The sequence below is a fragment of the Ottowia caeni genome (assembly GCF_050821495.1).
Taxonomy (GTDB): Bacteria; Pseudomonadota; Gammaproteobacteria; order Burkholderiales; family Burkholderiaceae_C; genus Ottowia; species Ottowia caeni.
The window spans coordinates 393,375-408,521 of the sequence record NZ_CP151080.1; the positions used below are offsets into that span (position 1 = coordinate 393,375).

13 protein-coding genes are annotated in these 15,147 nt (G+C 62.0%); 2 read left to right on the forward strand and 11 right to left on the reverse strand.

Annotated elements, in window-relative coordinates:
• Positions 1–15: 15 nt before the first annotated feature.
• The 11 genes from AAAK34_RS01910 to AAAK34_RS01960 form a co-directional block, all read right to left on the reverse strand.
• Positions 16–507: a c-type cytochrome gene (locus AAAK34_RS01910; RefSeq protein WP_431777683.1), complete on the reverse strand. Its 492-nt coding sequence runs from the start codon at positions 505–507 to the stop codon at positions 16–18.
• A gap of 125 nt (positions 508–632) precedes the next feature.
• Positions 633–3,818, reverse strand: coding sequence for a molybdopterin cofactor-binding domain-containing protein (locus AAAK34_RS01915; protein ID WP_431777684.1), 3,186 nt, complete (start codon positions 3,816–3,818; stop codon positions 633–635).
• 5 nt (positions 3,819–3,823) lie between these two features.
• On the reverse strand, positions 3,824–4,306 hold the full coding sequence (locus AAAK34_RS01920; protein WP_231697949.1) for a (2Fe-2S)-binding protein: 483 nt from the start codon (positions 4,304–4,306) through the stop codon (positions 3,824–3,826).
• 133 nt (positions 4,307–4,439) lie between these two features.
• Complete coding sequence (locus AAAK34_RS01925) at positions 4,440–5,186, reverse strand: ABC transporter ATP-binding protein (RefSeq protein ID WP_431777685.1); 747 nt, start codon at positions 5,184–5,186, stop codon at positions 4,440–4,442.
• 5 nt (positions 5,187–5,191) lie between these two features.
• The gene (locus tag AAAK34_RS01930) at positions 5,192–5,968 is read right to left on the reverse strand and encodes an ABC transporter ATP-binding protein (RefSeq protein WP_231697947.1); all 777 of its coding nucleotides are present in this window, start codon (positions 5,966–5,968) and stop codon (positions 5,192–5,194) included.
• Complete coding sequence (locus AAAK34_RS01935; protein ID WP_231697946.1) at positions 5,965–7,863, reverse strand: ABC transporter permease; 1,899 nt, start codon at positions 7,861–7,863, stop codon at positions 5,965–5,967. Before AAAK34_RS01935 ends, AAAK34_RS01930 begins: the two co-directional genes overlap by 4 nt.
• Before the next feature lie 376 nt (positions 7,864–8,239).
• Positions 8,240–9,397, reverse strand: coding sequence for an ABC transporter substrate-binding protein (locus AAAK34_RS01940; protein ID WP_231697996.1), 1,158 nt, complete (start codon positions 9,395–9,397; stop codon positions 8,240–8,242).
• A 141-nt stretch (positions 9,398–9,538) separates the two neighbouring features.
• Entirely contained in the window at positions 9,539–10,123 is a 585-nt protein-coding gene (locus AAAK34_RS01945) for an amino acid synthesis family protein (protein WP_231697945.1), read from the reverse strand.
• A 38-nt stretch (positions 10,124–10,161) separates the two neighbouring features.
• Positions 10,162–10,803, reverse strand: a complete 642-nt coding sequence (locus AAAK34_RS01950; RefSeq protein WP_231697944.1) for an amino acid synthesis family protein — start codon at positions 10,801–10,803, stop codon at positions 10,162–10,164.
• Between the two features lie 20 nt (positions 10,804–10,823).
• Positions 10,824–11,726: a UPF0280 family protein gene (locus AAAK34_RS01955; RefSeq protein ID WP_231697943.1), complete on the reverse strand. Its 903-nt coding sequence runs from the start codon at positions 11,724–11,726 to the stop codon at positions 10,824–10,826.
• A 23-nt stretch (positions 11,727–11,749) separates the two neighbouring features.
• Positions 11,750–13,375: a 6-hydroxynicotinate reductase gene (locus AAAK34_RS01960; RefSeq protein WP_231697942.1), complete on the reverse strand. Its 1,626-nt coding sequence runs from the start codon at positions 13,373–13,375 to the stop codon at positions 11,750–11,752.
• Between the two features lie 213 nt (positions 13,376–13,588).
• Between AAAK34_RS01960 and AAAK34_RS01965 the strand changes: the two genes are divergently transcribed.
• Positions 13,589–14,362 (forward strand): ferredoxin--NADP reductase, encoded by a 774-nt coding sequence (locus AAAK34_RS01965; RefSeq protein ID WP_231697941.1) that lies wholly within the window; start codon positions 13,589–13,591, stop codon positions 14,360–14,362.
• Between the two features lie 67 nt (positions 14,363–14,429).
• Complete coding sequence (locus AAAK34_RS01970; protein WP_231697995.1) at positions 14,430–15,122, forward strand: TetR family transcriptional regulator; 693 nt, start codon at positions 14,430–14,432, stop codon at positions 15,120–15,122.
• Positions 15,123–15,147: the final 25 nt, after the last annotated feature.

The following is a 15,147-nucleotide window of genomic DNA, read 5'->3' on the forward strand; positions in this document are numbered from 1 at the left end:
GGGCACCACGCCGATTTATGGGATGGTCTGTCGAACTCTGGCGACTGTGGAGGTGAGATCCGTCCAAGCCGGTGCCTGCGGCGCGTACCGAGCGCGCAGGTAGGTGGCCAGATCGGCGATCTGTGCATCTGAGAGCACGTCGCCAAATCCTTGCATGAAGCCTATTTCTCGGGTGGCAGGGTCGCGGACACCTTCGAGGATGGTGCGGATCAGGTTGTCGGGCCTGTCACTGGTGAGCTTGCTGCTCAAGGCCATAGGGCGGTTCAGGCCGAGCACTGAGGGGCCGTCACCATCATGATGGCAGGCTGCGCAGGCAGATTGGAACATCCGCTGGGCAGGGCCAAGCAGCGCGCTTTGGTTCTGCGCGGCGCGAGCAATGGCTTGTTGGGCAGCAGAATCCAGGGTGGCAGGATCTTGGGCGGGCGCGTTAAACGAGGCCAGGTAGGTGGCCATGGCGCGAATGTCCTGATCAGGCAGTGCCTGTAGCTCGCGCACGACTTCCGACATTGGCCCTCCCGCCGATCCATGTCGAGGTGAGTGCCCTCGGCGTAGGTAGCTGTAGAGAGCCTCGGTATCCCAGGGGACGGCTGACTTGGAAAGGCTTGTCAGTGCAGGGGCCTCCCAGCCATCAATCATCGCGCCGGAAAGGAAGGCCGATCCATTTCGTTCTGCGCCGAACGCATCACGGGGGTGTGGCATGCGCCGCAATGGCCGAGGCCTTGTACCAAGTAAGCCCCACGATTCCACTCGGGGCTTTGGATGGGGTCTGGCTTGAAGGGCTGGGGATCCAGATTCAGCGCATTCCAGCCGGCCATGAGGGGGCGAAGATTGAACGGAAAGCGCATGTCGGCCGGTGGTGTTTCGGCTCTTACTGCTGGCTGACTCATCAGGTAGGCATAAAGCGCCTGCAGATCGTCGTCGCTGGTTTTGGCGAATGCAGTGTAGGGAAACGCCGGGTAGAGGTGGCGCCCGTCTCTGGAGATGCCTTCACGCATGGCGCGCTGGAATGCAGAAAAGCTCCAGTTGCCCAAACCCGTTTCGGCATCGGGCGTGAGGTTGGTGGTGTAGACGGTACCGAACGGCGTTTCCATGGCTCGGCCACCAGTGCCGCGTGCGCCATGGGGTGCGGTGTGGCAAACAAAGCAGTCGCCCGCTGCTGCGAGTATGCGGCCGCGCTCGATCGTCTCAGAGCTATAGACCGGTGTGCTCAAGTTCACTGGCGCGATGGCAGGGCGCCAGCTTAGTAGCCCGACGAGGACTCCGAAGACTCCTACAACCAAGGCGCCAGTCGTCGCCAAGAGGCTTTTGCCGCGCGGCCAAGGGAGCTTGCTTTTGTCCCATTTCTGGAAAGACCCCGAGGGGGCTTTGTCAGGGCCTCGAGTTGCAGGCGCGTTCTCTTTGCCTCCACCTCCAGAGCCATTCGCAGCGGAGGAGGGCGTGGCCGCTGGCTCTTCGTCGTCAGGCGCGGCCAGCATGCCGGCCGCCATTAACCCTGCACGAATGACTTCAGGTGTGAAAGGTGGCGCACGGAATCGCACGCCGGTGGCATCAAAAATGGCATTGGCAATGGCCGCCGTCCCGGGCACGCTGGAGGACTCACCGGCGCCCAGTGGAGCCTCGCCGGGCCGCGGCATGTGCAGCACCTCGATGACGGGCACTTCACGGAAATTGAGAATGGGGTAGCTGCCCCATTCAAGACTCTGGACTGAACCGGCAGGGCGCACACCTTCCAGTGCGGTTTGCGTGGCTTTCTGTTCGCGCTCGCCATACGGGGCGAAGCTGACCTGCTCCTTCAGGGCGCGGCTGGTGGTCTGGATGACATTGCCATGCACCTGATGATCTACTCCCGCCGGGTTGATGAGCAGGCCGGCGTCGTGACCGACGACGACGCGGCGCACGTGCACTTCTCCGGTCTTGCGGTTGACCTCCACATTGGCCACCCAGGCAGACCATGCGGCTCCGAAGCCTGGCCACTTGCTGTGCACGTAGCGGGCGTAGGCGAAACCTTGGCCGAACAGGATGTCGCCTCCTGGACCCAGGCCACCGTCGGCGTTTTCCTGTGGCCCACTTCTTGGTCGCCAGTTGGCCTTGTGTGCCGTGGCCTGCACGAGCTCTGCAGCCCGCGGATCGCGCAGGTGATTCAGGCGAAACTGAACAGGATCTTGCCCCGCTTGCGTCGCCAGCTCGTCGATGAAGCTCTCATGGGCGAAAGAGTTGGGCAGGGCCGAGACGCCGCGTAGCCAGGATGCGCGCACGATGGGCGGCATGTCGTTGACTTTGACGCGCAGGTTGGGGGCTTCATAAGGCCAGCGTGCAGTGCGGTCGCCCATCTCGAAGGCGTGTGCCTCGGGTTCCACCGTGCGGGTGAGGAGCAGGGCAAGCGTGGGGGCACCGTTGCTGGGGTAGCTGGTCTCGAAGTCGTAGGCGTTGATGCGGCCTTGCTGCGTGAGGCCGCCGCGCACCTGCATCAGTTGTGCCGTGCCCTTGGGTTCCCAGGCGTTCTCTTGCGCACGTGTGAGCTGCACGCGTACAGGGGCTCCTGCCGCCTTGGCCAGCAGCGCTGCGTCTGCTGCGACATCGTCGGCACCATTGCGGCCGTAGCAGCCGGCGGCCTCCATGCGGACGACATCTACCTGCACGTCCTGCAGACCCATCAGTTTTGCCAAGTCTGCGCGCAGCACGTGTGGGTTCTGCGAGCCTGCCCAGACCCTGAGCGAAACGCTGTCTTGTGGCACACCATCAGCTGCCACCCAATGTGCAAGGGCGCAAGACGGGCCAAGGGAAGCGTGCATCTGGTAAGGCCAGAGATAGGTGCGCTGCAGGCCCTGCCCATTGGCCAGGGCGGCATCCACGTTGCCCTCATCCAGCAGCAGACGCTGCGTGGCTGGATTGGAGCGCACAGCGTGTTCCACGTTACCCATGTCGGGCATGCCGGGCCATGGCTTCCAGCGCACCACCAGTTCGCGCGCGGCGGCTTCAGCGTGTTCTTCACGCTCGGCGACAACACCCACAAAATCGCGAATGACCACGACTGCCCGAATACCGGGGATGTGTGCAATGCTGCTTTCATCTACGGATTCGAGCGTGTTGCCGATGTAGTCGCCGTGGTCGGCGCCAGCATAGGGAGGCCTGATGACGCGGCCATGCAGCATGCCGGGCACGCGCATGTCGTGCACGAAGACGGTTTCTCCAGAGAGCTTCTGTGGAATATCCAGGCGCGGCTGTGGCGTGCCGACGAGGCGATAACTCGCGGGATCCTTCACGGGTGTTGCCGGGTCCAGGCGCAGCACGGTGCGCTTTCCGGAGAGTAGTTTGCCGTAGGCCACGTGCTTCTGATGCTCGGCCTTCAGCCTGACCAAGCCGAGCCGGGTTTCTACGTCTCCTAACGATGCCCCCAGCCATTCGGCGCCTCGTGCGAGCAGCCACGCTCGCGCCTGCGCCGCCGCTTGCCGCAGCGGCTGGGCGTGGATCTGGATGGAGGCGCTGGCGATGGTGGCGCCCTGGTTGGGTGAACGAGCGGTATCGCCCAGCGCCATGCTGACACAGGCCAAGGTGAGATCCAGCTCTTCGGCCACGATCTGGGCCAGTGCAGTTTGCAGGCCTGTACCCAAATCGACGTGGCCGTTGAGGGCGGTCACGCTGCCATCGTCCCACAACGCCAGGAGAACCTCATTGCCTTCAAGTGGGTTCGAGCCCACTGCGGCTGGCTGACCGGCGGCGGGCGGTTGGGCCGGAGGCGGCTCGCGCACCACAGCCAGCACGCCATCTGCCGTGAGTATGTCGGCCCGTGTACGGGGCAGATCGGCGCGGCGGTTCATGGCGCTCAGGTCACTCCTTTTGCATCCGACATCAGTTCAGCCGCCCGCGCCACAGCTGCCATGATTTCCACGTGGGTACCGCAGCGGCAAAAATTGCCTGACAGCTCCGATCGGATGCGTGCTTCACTGGGTTCAGGTTCTCGCGCCAGCAGAGCCGCAGCCTGCATCACCATGCCGTTCAGGCAGTAGCCGCATTGGGCGGCCTGAGCTTCCTCGAAGGCGGCTTGTACCGGATGCCAGTTCTCTCTGGAACCCAGGCCTTCGAGGGTGGTAATGCTTCGTTCCTTGACACCGTGCGCAGGAATAACGCAGGCCCGTGCCGCCACACCGTCTATGTGAACCGTGCAGGCCCCGCAAGAGCCAAGCCCGCAGCCGTATTTGGGTCCGTTCAAGCCTAGGTCGTTGCGAAGCAGGTGCAGCAGGCTAGCCTCAAGCGGCACATCAAGCACGACAGCGCGCTGGTTGACTGTCAATGCAAGCTTGGGCATGGGGTTTATCCTGTCGTGGCTTCGCTGGGACCGCATATTACTGACCCTTTTTCTCGTCATTCCCGGATCGCCTGCGCGGCGGCCGGCGATCCGGGAATGACGAGGTGGCTATGGGGATGGAGCTCAAAATCCTTCACACGCTGAGATAGGCTCGCCGAACTTCTTCGTTGGCCGCCAGTTCAGCCATTGAACCGGAGAAGCGGATCTGCCCCTTCTCCAGCACATAGGCACGATCGGAGACGAGCTCGGCAAAGTGCATGTTCTGCTCAGACAGCAAAATGCTCACACCTTGCGCCTTCAGTTCAAGAATCATCTGGGCCATCTGCTCCACGATCACGGGGGCCACGCCTTCACTCGGCTCGTCGAGCAGCACAAGGTAAGGGTTGCCCATCAGCGTGCGAGCCACCGTGAGCATCTGCTGCTCGCCTCCGCTCATCTGGCCGCCAAAGCGCAGGGGCATTTCACCCAGGTTGGGAAACAGTTTGAACAGGCGCTCGGGCGTCCAGTGTGGTGCCTGGCCGCCATCTGGCCACCGCCGGGTAGGTTGCTTGCCGACCTCAAGGTTTTCCATGACTGTGAGGTCGGTGAACACGCGGCGGTCTTCGGGCACAAAACCCAGACCCAGGCGAGCGCACGCAAAAGGTTCGGCGCTGGAGATGTCGTGCTCCATGAACCGGACAGTGCCTCGCCGTTTCGGCACCATGCCCATGATGGATTTAAGCGTGGTGGACTTGCCTGCGCCGTTGCGCCCCATGAGCGCCACCACTTCGCCGCGCCGCACCTGCAAATCGACACCGAACAAAATCTCGGCTGCCGCATACCAGGCGCGCAGCTGGCTGACTGCCAACAGGGTGTCGCCCATGGATTTCTCTGGTTTCATGGGATTCAGGCCCTCGCTTTCTGGCTGGCCTTCTCGAAGGTCTTGCCGCTACCAAAATAGACTTCCTGCACCTTGGGGTGATCGCGAATTTCCATCGGCTTGCCCGCAGCAATCAGTCGCCCGCGCGCCAGCACGATCATGCGGTCGGCATAGGCGAACACCACGTCCATGCTGTGCTCGGTAAACAGCACCGCCAAGCCGCGCTCGGTCACCAGCTTCTTGGTCAGCGCCATCAACTCGTTGCGCTCGCGCGGCGCCATGCCTGCGGTGGGTTCATCCATCAAGAGAAGTTTGGGATCATTCGCCATGGCGATGGCGAGTTCCACGCGCTTGACGTCGCCGTACGCGAGTTCGCTGCAAGGGCGGTCTGCCTGCGCCACCATGCCGACCTGGTCGAGCAGCGCCAGCGCCCTTTCTCTTTGATGGTCGGCGGCACGGCGCCACATGGAGTAGATCAGACCCTCATGGGAAAGCAGGGCCATTTGCACGTTTTCCACCACGGTGAGCGACTGGAATGTTTCAGCGATCTGGAACGTTCTGCCCACGCCCAGGCGCCAGATGCTGCGCGGCTTCAGGCCGATGAGTTCCTGGCCGCCCAGCCGGATGGAGCCGCGGTCGGCCTTGAGCTGGCCGTTCACCATGTTGAATGTGGTGGATTTTCCGGCACCATTCGGGCCGATCAGCGCCAGCAGCTCACCTGCGGCCAGCTCGAAACTGATGCCATCTACCGCCTTGACGCCGCCAAACGATTTACCCAGATCTTTGACTTCCAGGAGACTCATACTGCGGCCTCCTTCTTCGGCTGGCGCCAGCCGCGCGTGAGCTTTTGAATACCACCGGCAACGCCCGCCGGGAAGATCAGCACCAGCAGCAATATGATGCCCCCCAGCAATGCGCGCCAGTAGTCAGTATTGCGCGCGACCGCATCCTGCAGCCAGGTGAAGCTGACAGCACCCACCACCGGCCCGGCAAGCGTGTGCAGACCACCCAGCAGCACCATGACCAGGCCATCAATGGATTTGCCCACCGCCATGGATTCAGGCGAAATGCTGCCTTTGGAGAATGCGAACAAGGCTCCGGCCAACCCTGCCACAAGCCCGGCGACGATGAACGCCACCCACTGCACCCGGTCGACGTTGATCCCGATCGCATCGGCGCGAAGCACCGAATCCCGCCCTGCGCGCAGGGCATAGCCGAAAGGCGAGAACAGCACGCGACGCAGCCACCATATGCCCATAGACGCGAGTGCCAGTGTCAGCCAGTAGTAGTTCTGCTTCTCTGAGAGCCAGGAAGCCGGCCACACACCTGTGAGCCCATTGCTTCCACCCGTGAAATCATCCCACTGGTAGGTGATGGCCCAGGCGATCTGCGCCAGCGCCAGTGTCAGCATGGCCAGGTACACCCCCGACAGACGTACCGAGAACCAGCCGAACACCAGCGCTCCGACGGCAGCCACAAGCGGGCCCCCCACCAGCGCCGCTTCCATAGGGAGGCCGCCCGCCCTCATCAACAGGCCCGCTCCATAGGCTCCTATGCCGAAGTACGCAGCATGGCCGAATGAGTGCATGCCTCCCGGCCCCATGATGAAGTGCAGACTTGTGGCGAACAGGGCAGCAATCAGCAGATCAATGGCCAGCACGGTAGTGTATGAAGACTGTGCAATGAAAGGCACTGCAATGAGTGCCACAAGCAGCACCCCTACCGCCAGTTTGTAGCCTGGGCCGGCGCGCCTGAGAGGTGCCTCCGGTTCACCCACGTGACGGCTCGGCGCCTGCGGGCGTCCCAGCAGCCCCCATGGTCGCCAGATCAGCACCGCCGCCATGACCAGGAAATCTACGACCAGCGTGGCCTTGGAAAAATTGACCGGGTGGCCGAGAAGGCTCACCGTGCCCAGCCAGATGCACACGGCTTTGATGAGCGAGATGATCAGCGCCGCCAGGTACGCACCGGGAAGCGAGCCCATGCCGCCAACCACGACCACCACAAACGCGGCACCAATGGTGTTCAGATCCATTTCCAGGTGGGCGGGCTCGCGGGGCAATTGCAGTGCCCCACCAAAGCCGGCCAGCGCAGCGCCGAGCGCGAACACTGCCGTGAACAGCCAGGCCTGGTTGACACCCAGGGCACTCACCATTTCGCGGTCCTGTGTGGCGGCGCGTACCAGGGTGCCAAAGCGCGTGCGGGTGAGCAGCAGCCACACCGCGCCCAGCACCACCGGGCCGACAACAATCAGGAAAAGGTCGTATGAGGGAAACTGCCTGCCAAGGATTTCCACTGAGCCTCTCAGCCCTGGAGCGCGCGGGCCAAGAAGTTCGTCGGGCCCCCACAGCCACAGCACCCCGTCCTTGATGACCAACACCAGTGCGAAGGTGGCCAGCAACTGGAAAAGCTCGGGTGCCTTGTAGATTCGCCGCAGCAGCACGAACTCAATCATCGCCCCGAACAGGCCCACAGCCAGCGCCGACAGCACCAGCGCTGGCCAGAAGCCCACACTGGCGCCCAATTGGTCGACCAGCGTGTAGGCCAGGTAGGTACCCAGCATGAAGAACGAACCATGCGCAAAATTGACAATGCGCGTGACGCCGAAAATCAGCGAAAGCCCGGCTGCCACCAGAAAGAGCGACGAGGCGCTGGCCAGGCCGTTGAGCAGCTGGACGAGAAGGCCTGAAAAACTCATGCAGTTCCAATCCTGGTTAGAGGGGGTAGGCGCGCAAGCGCCTTAGAGCGAATGGCGCTTATTTAAGGCAAATGCGGGGCTGTCGTGGGATTCTTGTAGGAGCGGCTTCAGAGGCTGTCGTTAAAGTGGTTGGTGCAGCAGTGGCGATTGCCCCCTCTCCTTTCGGGAGAGGGTTGGGGTGAGGGAGCGCGCCCAAAGACAGTCTCAGATCATGCGCCGCTGCCCTCACCCTGGCCCTCTCCCGGAGGGAGAGGGAAGAAGAACGAGGCCGTTTTGCGACACCCTCTGAAGCCGCTCTTACAAAGACAGAACCTGTCGACATAGTCATTCTTGACTTAAGAAAGCGCCATTCGCTTTCAGCGGGTGATGACTCTTGTTAAGGGGCAGTGCGCGATTTCTTGACTTCTTCGGCAGAGGGTTGGAACTTGGCGCCATCGAAGTAGGAGTAATCCACCATCACACCTTTTCCGCCGTCGTTCTTGGTTTTGCCGACGAACGCGCCCATCGTCGACTGATGGTCTTCCGGACGGTACGTGATCCTTCCGAAGGGCGTGTCTACTTGCAGGCCCTTGAAGGCTGCAATCATCTTGGTGGTGTCGCTGCTGCCGGCTTTCTTGAGGCCTTCGGCGGCGGATTTGATCATTGCGTAACCCACTACGCTGCCCAGGCGCGGGTAGTCCTTGAACTTGGTCTGGTAGGCCTGCAGGAAGGCCTTGTGCTCAGGCGTGGGGATGTTCTGCCAGGGGTACCCGGTCACGATCCAACCGTTGGGCGTTTCATCTTTCAAGGCGTCCAGGTACTCCGGCTCGCCCGTCAGTACGCTCACCACTGGGCGATCCTTGAACAGGCCGCGCGTATTGCCCTCGCGCACGAACTTGGAAAGATCGGCGGCGAACAGCACGTTGAAAATCGCATCGGGCTTGGAGTCGGCCAGGGCTTGCACCACACTACCGGCGTCTACCTTGCCCAACGGAGGCGCCTGTTCGGCGACGAACTCCACGTCGGGCTGCGCTGCCTTGAGCAGGGTCTTGAACGCGGCTACGGCCGATTGACCGTATTCATAGTTGGGGTAGATCAGCGCCCAGCGTTTTTTCTTCAGCTTGACTGCTTCGGGCACCAGCATGGCTGCTTGCATGTAGGTGCCGGGGCGCAGGCGGAAGGTGTATTCGTTACCGCCTTGCCAGGTGAGCTTGTCGGTCAGCGGCTCGCCGGCCAGGAAGAAGACCTTTTTCTGTTTGGCGAAGTCGGCCACCGCCATGCCGGTGTTAGACAGGAAGGTGCCTGTAAGCACATCTACCTTTTCGCGCGAGACCAACTCCTCCGCAACGCGCACGGCATCGCCCGGATTGGCGTTATCGTCGCGCGTGACAAGCTCCAGCTTTCTGCCATTGACGCCGCCAGCGGCGTTGATTTCGTCCACGGCCAACTCCATGCCCTTCTTGTAGGGCTCCAGGAAGGCAGGTTGCGCCTTGTAGCTGTTGAGCTCCCCGATTTTGTAGGTGCTTTGCGCCCAAACCGCGCCGGTGGCGAGCATGACGGCGAGAGCAACGGGAGTGATGATGGTGTGTCGGCGAGTGGTCATGGCTAAGCTCCTTGAATTAAAGAGAAGGCGGGGCTGAAAAACAATAGGGTAAGGCGTTAAGGTCGGTTCGGCTTTTTTTATTGGAAGGTAGCCTCATCGCAGCCCATCTTCACCCTTGATCTCACCGGCTTGCAGGCCGCCGATGCGGGGCAGGGGGCGGCCAGAATCGGTCACGGCTACGGCTACAACGATCTCATTCGCCCTGGGAGCGTCGCCTACGCGCGCCTCCACCGCATCGAAATGGCTGCGCACGAAAGCGGCGTCTTTGTGACCCAAAGGCACGTCGATCGCGGTTCCCAGGGTTCCCCGTTTCTTGGCCGAGGGCACCAGCGCAGCGCCCTTTTCCACGGCTGCGCGCAACGGAGCTCCCAGCTTCGGGTGCAAGATGGCAGCAGCATGCTCCAATTCGCCGGCCTCGCCAACGATGGCAGCCTTACCGTAGCTTTGCGCGGCACCAGGTGCAATGCCCAGTGCCTTTACGGCTTTTTGCCCGAGCAGCGCGCCCAGTTCCTCGCCAATAGCAATCAGCTCGTCGAGGTTCTCGCTGTAGCGGCCGGCATAGGGGTTGGCAATCACGGCCATGGCGACGGCGCGGCGCGTGGGCGGACTCACGGCTTGACCCATCTCCTGGCGTGTCTCGTCGACCTGAACAATGATTTTGCGAATGTTGGCTGGCATGTCTTGGGTTCCTCTCTTGACGGGATCAACGCCGGCGGTCAGCGCTGGCCATCCCATTGACTGATGTTCTCTGCCAGCAGGCCGCCTACGCGTGCGTGCACGCGGTAGCCAGTGCTCATGGCGAGAATGAAGACGATTTCATCCGCGGCGGGTGAGCCGGGTACACGCACCTCCATGGCGTCGAACTGGCCGCGAACGTAGCTGGCATTGATGTTGGTCAGCGGCACATCAAGAGCTGCGCCAGGCGGCCCCACCTTCTTGGTTGAAGGCACGATCGAGAGCGCATTGCCCGGCTGGCCGGTCTTGGCTTCGCCCTGGCCAGCCATGTAGGCCGCCCGGTCCCCCTTCCAGCCGAGCAGCTCGCGCATGGCGTAACCCCCGGGCACGTGCCAGAGCGCGCCGTGCTCCAGCTCCCCCGCGCCCCCCACGATGGAGCCCTTGCCATAGGTTGCGATGCGCTCGCGCGGCACATCCATGGCGGCCAGCAAACGCTGCGCCATGTCCACACCCACAGGCTCCAGCGCTTTCATCATGGGCAGGATGTCTGCCTCATAGCGGCCGGCATACGGATTGGTCATGACCACGGCAATCGCCCCCCGGATCAGTGGCTCGGGCGGCGGTGGCCCAAACTCATGGCGGATCTCTTCCACCTGGGTAAAGATGCGTCGAATTTCAATCATGAGGGTAAGACTTTCTAGGTTCAAGCAAAGGTCGCGCCAACTGCTTCGGTGAAGCCGGTAGTGGGCAGCGAGGATATCGGCTCTACGTGGCGCCACTGATCCTGACAAACCATGAGCACGGCCCACACCAGCCCGCGCGACTGCAGATCACGAGCGCACGCCTGTCCCGCATCAAGGGCGCGCCGGACCTGTTCTGGTGCGAGTGGCGGCACCTGAATGGTGACCAGGCGTTCACCCAGGTCGGTCTCGTCGCGGCAGGCGTTGGCCGGGCAGCGTTCGATGGCCGGGTCTGCCACATTCACGGCATTGGCGATGATGGTGGCGGCTGCATCAGCCTGCGCGGCGGTGGCTGCCAACACGGTGACGCTGTCGGCAATGCCCATCGAAAAGCTGCGCCCCCGCCAGCCGCTGGTGGCCACACCGCGCACTGGGTCGGGGTGTTGAACCTCGAACTTGCCGTCTACCGACAGGCGCCCCAGGTCAGTCAGTTCGAAGCGAGCGAGATTGCTGAACAGCCCCACGCGAACCGATTGGCCCGCATTCAGGTGCAGTGCAATGTCGCCGCCGTTGTTGAGCCAGGCGCGTTCAATGCCGGGGCGTTGGTAGAACGTGATCAGTTCCTCGGCCACGCTTCCGGCGACAGCGGCCATGGGTGTGATGAATTCTGGCGTGAATGGAGCGCAGGCTTTCCACATGCGCCGGGCGATCGGGCCGTGCAAGGCGCATGCTTTGCCGAGCACCGGTTGGCGCAACAAAGCCAGTTCGCCAACCAGCTCAGGCAGGATGCCTTGAAAGCGCTGCCATGCATCTTCGTGCGCCCCCGCCACGACTTCGGGCACGCCATGCGCTTGCGCGACGATGTCGATCGGACCATGCTGCCAGTGCCAGCGGTGGGCGTCGAGACGGTGGCGCTCAGCGTTCATGTGATGCGTGGCCCCTTGCCTTTTTATCCGAGCATGGGCGGTTCGCCCAGCGGCCAGGCATTCTCCGGTGGGTTGGGTAACCACTGGCGAGCCTGAGGGGCGCCGTCATCCTGCCACGCACCGCGCATCAATGCTTTTTCAAGCGACATCACGTAGTCGGCATGTCCTCCCAGTGCCGTGAAATCATCGAGCCTCATGGAAAACTCTATGGGCGCCACAATAGCCGGTGTCGGTACGGTGCCAAAACTGTTGTCGGGCATGCGCAGTACATCTGCCATGACGGTGATGCCACCACCCGGCCATACATAAGCGGGCGCGCCGCCGCAGGTCACATTGACCAAAGCGCGCTTGATGGCACGCGTGAGCAGCACCGGGTTCTCGGTGACCCCCGCGCGCAGGCTGCCCCCGGCGCCAGCCAGGAACAGCACGCTGCAAAGCGAGGGTTCGCAGTTCTCGCCAATGCGTTCCACCACGCGTCGCACCTCGGCGGGCATTTCCTGCTCTACCGGTTGCAGCGCGTCGTTCAGCACATACCACTGGGCGTGCTCTCCGGTGGTGGAGGTCATCAGAAGGCGCAGACCCGGCCGCGCTACGCCCGGCTCCCAGCCTTCGATGATCGAGAGCGGATCAGCGATGTCGGTGCCGCCCCAGCCTGTGCCTGGGTTGGCCACCTGAAAATAGCGCCCAGGTGTGGATTTTCGCCCTCGCATTTGAATGCCTGAGGGAGTGATTCCCAGGCAGCGCCCGGCTTGGTGCTCGCTCAGTACCCCGGTAATGTGGTCGTCAACCACCACCACTTCGTCGGCGTGTCCGTAGAGTTGCCGGGCAAAGATGCCGATGGCTGCCGAGCCGCAACCCACCCGCATGCGCTGCTCTTCGACGCCGCCCACAATGGGGGCCTTGCCGGCCTGAATGACCAGGCTGGCGCCACCGTCGATCGTGCACTCCACATCTTGCTTATTGCCCAGGCGCTGCATGATTTCCAGCGCCATGCGGCCTTCTTTCTTGCTGCCACCGGTCAAGTGGTGTACTCCGCCGATCGAGAGCATCTGGGAGCCGTATTCCGCCGTGGTGACGTGGCCAATGGCCTCACCCTTGTAACGAACGTTGGCCTGTTCCGGGCCGAGGAACCGGTCGGTGTCGATCTTCACCTTGAAGCTGCAATAACTGAAAATGCCCTCGGTCACCACCGTGACCATGTCCACGCCGTCCATCTTCGAGCCGACGATGAATGGGGCCGGTTTGTAGTCCGGATAAGTGGTGGAGGCACCTACGCCTGTCACGAAAACTTCGCCCGACCGCAACAAGTCGCCGTCCCACACAGGTGCTTGGTGGGTGGCGGACGGATTGGAACCCGGTTCTTCGCCTTCAAGGTGTCGGGCAAAGGGAACCAGCACCTGCTCCCCTTCAGCCAGCGTGCGCCGCAGCAGCACCACCGGGTCGACTCGAACTAGAACTCCCGCCTCGTTGGCGTAGCGATCGCACGCGCCTGAACGGCTTTCGGCGATCTGGCATAGCACCGGGCAGGCATTGCACTCCACTTTACCCGTGGCCATGCGTTCGTTGCGCGGAGGCGCCTTGGCTCCCAAATCAGGGAGCAGGGGCAAATCCATCGCGGGCAGGCCGTCGGTTTTGGTGTGTTCAGTCATGGTTCACTGGACCGGTCAACTTATTCACCTCAGGAGGGGAAAAAGCGAAACGCTTGTCTTGGTTGCTTGACTTGTGTAGCATCTGCTTCACATTCATGTTGCAATTGCTACATGAAGTGCGAATATAGCTGATTGGCCCGGTGCTTGTCTTGGTATTTTCCAGTACATCGCGAGCCAGGGGTTCTTGCCATCAAACCATCTTCAGGCCACATCATGAGCGCTCTGCACACCGAACGCGTCCTCACGGTACATCACTGGACAGACCGCCTATTTTCCTTCACCACTACGCGCGACCCTGCATTGCGCTTTTCCAACGGGCACTTCACCATGATCGGCCTGATGGTCGACAACAAGCCTTTGCTTCGTGCATACAGCGTGGTGAGTGCCAACTACGAAGAGCACCTGGAGTTTCTCAGCATCAAGGTGGAAGATGGCCCTCTTACCAGCCGGCTGCAGCACATCAGGGTGGGCGATGAGATCATCGTCGGGCGCAAGCCCACGGGCACGCTGCTGATCGACTACACGTTGCCGGGCAAGCGCTTGTACTTGTTTGGCACCGGCACCGGCCTAGCCCCTTTCATGAGCATCATCCGCGACCCGGCCACCTATGAAAAATTTGAGCAAGTTGTCCTGGTGCACGGTGTTCGGCTGGTGAGCGAGCTGGCTTATCACGGCTACATCACCCAGGATCTGCCTCGCCACGAATTCCTGGGCGAGTTGGTGAGCGAGCAACTCAAGTACTACCCCACCGTGACGAGAGAGCCTTTTCGCCACCAGGGCCGCATCACGGACCTGATCACCACCAACAAGCTGACGAACGATTTGGGCCTTCCTCCGCTTGACCCAGCTGAAGACCGCGTCATGCTGTGTGGCAGCCCAGTGCTGCTGTCCGACATGAAAATCATCCTGGAGCGGCGCGGATTCCACGAAGGCAACACCACTACACCGGGCGACTACGTGGTAGAGCGAGCTTTCGTCGAAAAATGAAAGTGATGACGGGCAAGAGGACGTCTTGCCAGGCTGGGCGGCTGGCATGAGCGAGAAAAGAATCGACATGGAAACGCCCTCAAACCCTATTGCGGAGCGTGGCGTGCCCAAGCCTCAACGGCGGACCGGCACGCGGGCTGCGGCTGCGGAAGCGACACGTGAGGCCATCCTGAACGCGGCCACCAAGGTGTTTGCCAAGTATGGCTATGTCGGGGGCAGCGTAGACAAAATTTCGAGCGCCGCCAAGTCTGTAGATCGCATGATCTACTACTATTTTGGAAGCAAGGAGGGGCTCTTTATTGAGGTTCTTGAGGGAATCTACCGACGCATGGACGAGGCCGAAAGCAGCCTCGCGCTCGACGAAGATCAACCTCTGGAGGCGCTGGCTGACCTTATCCGCTTTGTCGTGAGTTACTACCGCGACCATCCCGAGTTCGTCACCTTGCTCAATACAGAGAATCTGCACAAGGGCAAGCACATCGCCAAGTCACGGCGCGCGCGCGAATATTCGCATCATGCAGTCACCCTGACCGGGCGATTGCTGACGCGCGGCGTCGAACTCGGCCTTGTGCGGCCGGGGATTGATGCTCGTCAGCTCTACCTGCTGATTGCCGCCGCAGGCTACTTCCATACCTCCAACCGCTACACACTGGGCGCCTTCTTGGGGGAGGCCATTGATACGCCTGCCGCTGTCGCGCGATGGGATGAGTTTGTGGTCGACAGCGTGATGAGAATCGTGAAGTTGGATAACCGCGGATAGTAATTGTGAAAACGCCCTAAGGAGA

Excerpts from the sequence above, each read along its gene's own strand:
- AAAK34_RS01910 (WP_431777683.1), bottom strand. The coding sequence starts at position 507 with ATGTCGGAAGTCGTGCGCGAGCTACAGGCACTGCCTGATCAGGACATT.
- AAAK34_RS01915 (WP_431777684.1), bottom strand. The coding sequence starts at position 3,818 with ATGAACCGCCGCGCCGATCTGCCCCGTACACGGGCCGACATACTCACG.
- AAAK34_RS01920 (WP_231697949.1), bottom strand. The coding sequence starts at position 4,306 with ATGCCCAAGCTTGCATTGACAGTCAACCAGCGCGCTGTCGTGCTTGAT.
- AAAK34_RS01925 (WP_431777685.1), bottom strand. The coding sequence starts at position 5,186 with ATGAAACCAGAGAAATCCATGGGCGACACCCTGTTGGCAGTCAGCCAG.
- AAAK34_RS01930 (WP_231697947.1), bottom strand. The coding sequence starts at position 5,968 with ATGAGTCTCCTGGAAGTCAAAGATCTGGGTAAATCGTTTGGCGGCGTC.
- AAAK34_RS01935 (WP_231697946.1), bottom strand. The coding sequence starts at position 7,863 with ATGAGTTTTTCAGGCCTTCTCGTCCAGCTGCTCAACGGCCTGGCCAGC.
- AAAK34_RS01940 (WP_231697996.1), bottom strand. The coding sequence starts at position 9,397 with ATGCTCGCCACCGGCGCGGTTTGGGCGCAAAGCACCTACAAAATCGGG.
- AAAK34_RS01945 (WP_231697945.1), bottom strand. The coding sequence starts at position 10,123 with ATGCCAGCCAACATTCGCAAAATCATTGTTCAGGTCGACGAGACACGC.
- AAAK34_RS01950 (WP_231697944.1), bottom strand. The coding sequence starts at position 10,803 with ATGATTGAAATTCGACGCATCTTTACCCAGGTGGAAGAGATCCGCCAT.
- AAAK34_RS01955 (WP_231697943.1), bottom strand. The coding sequence starts at position 11,726 with ATGAACGCTGAGCGCCACCGTCTCGACGCCCACCGCTGGCACTGGCAG.
- AAAK34_RS01960 (WP_231697942.1), bottom strand. The coding sequence starts at position 13,375 with ATGACTGAACACACCAAAACCGACGGCCTGCCCGCGATGGATTTGCCC.
- AAAK34_RS01965 (WP_231697941.1), top strand. The coding sequence starts at position 13,589 with ATGAGCGCTCTGCACACCGAACGCGTCCTCACGGTACATCACTGGACA.
- AAAK34_RS01970 (WP_231697995.1), top strand. The coding sequence starts at position 14,430 with ATGGAAACGCCCTCAAACCCTATTGCGGAGCGTGGCGTGCCCAAGCCT.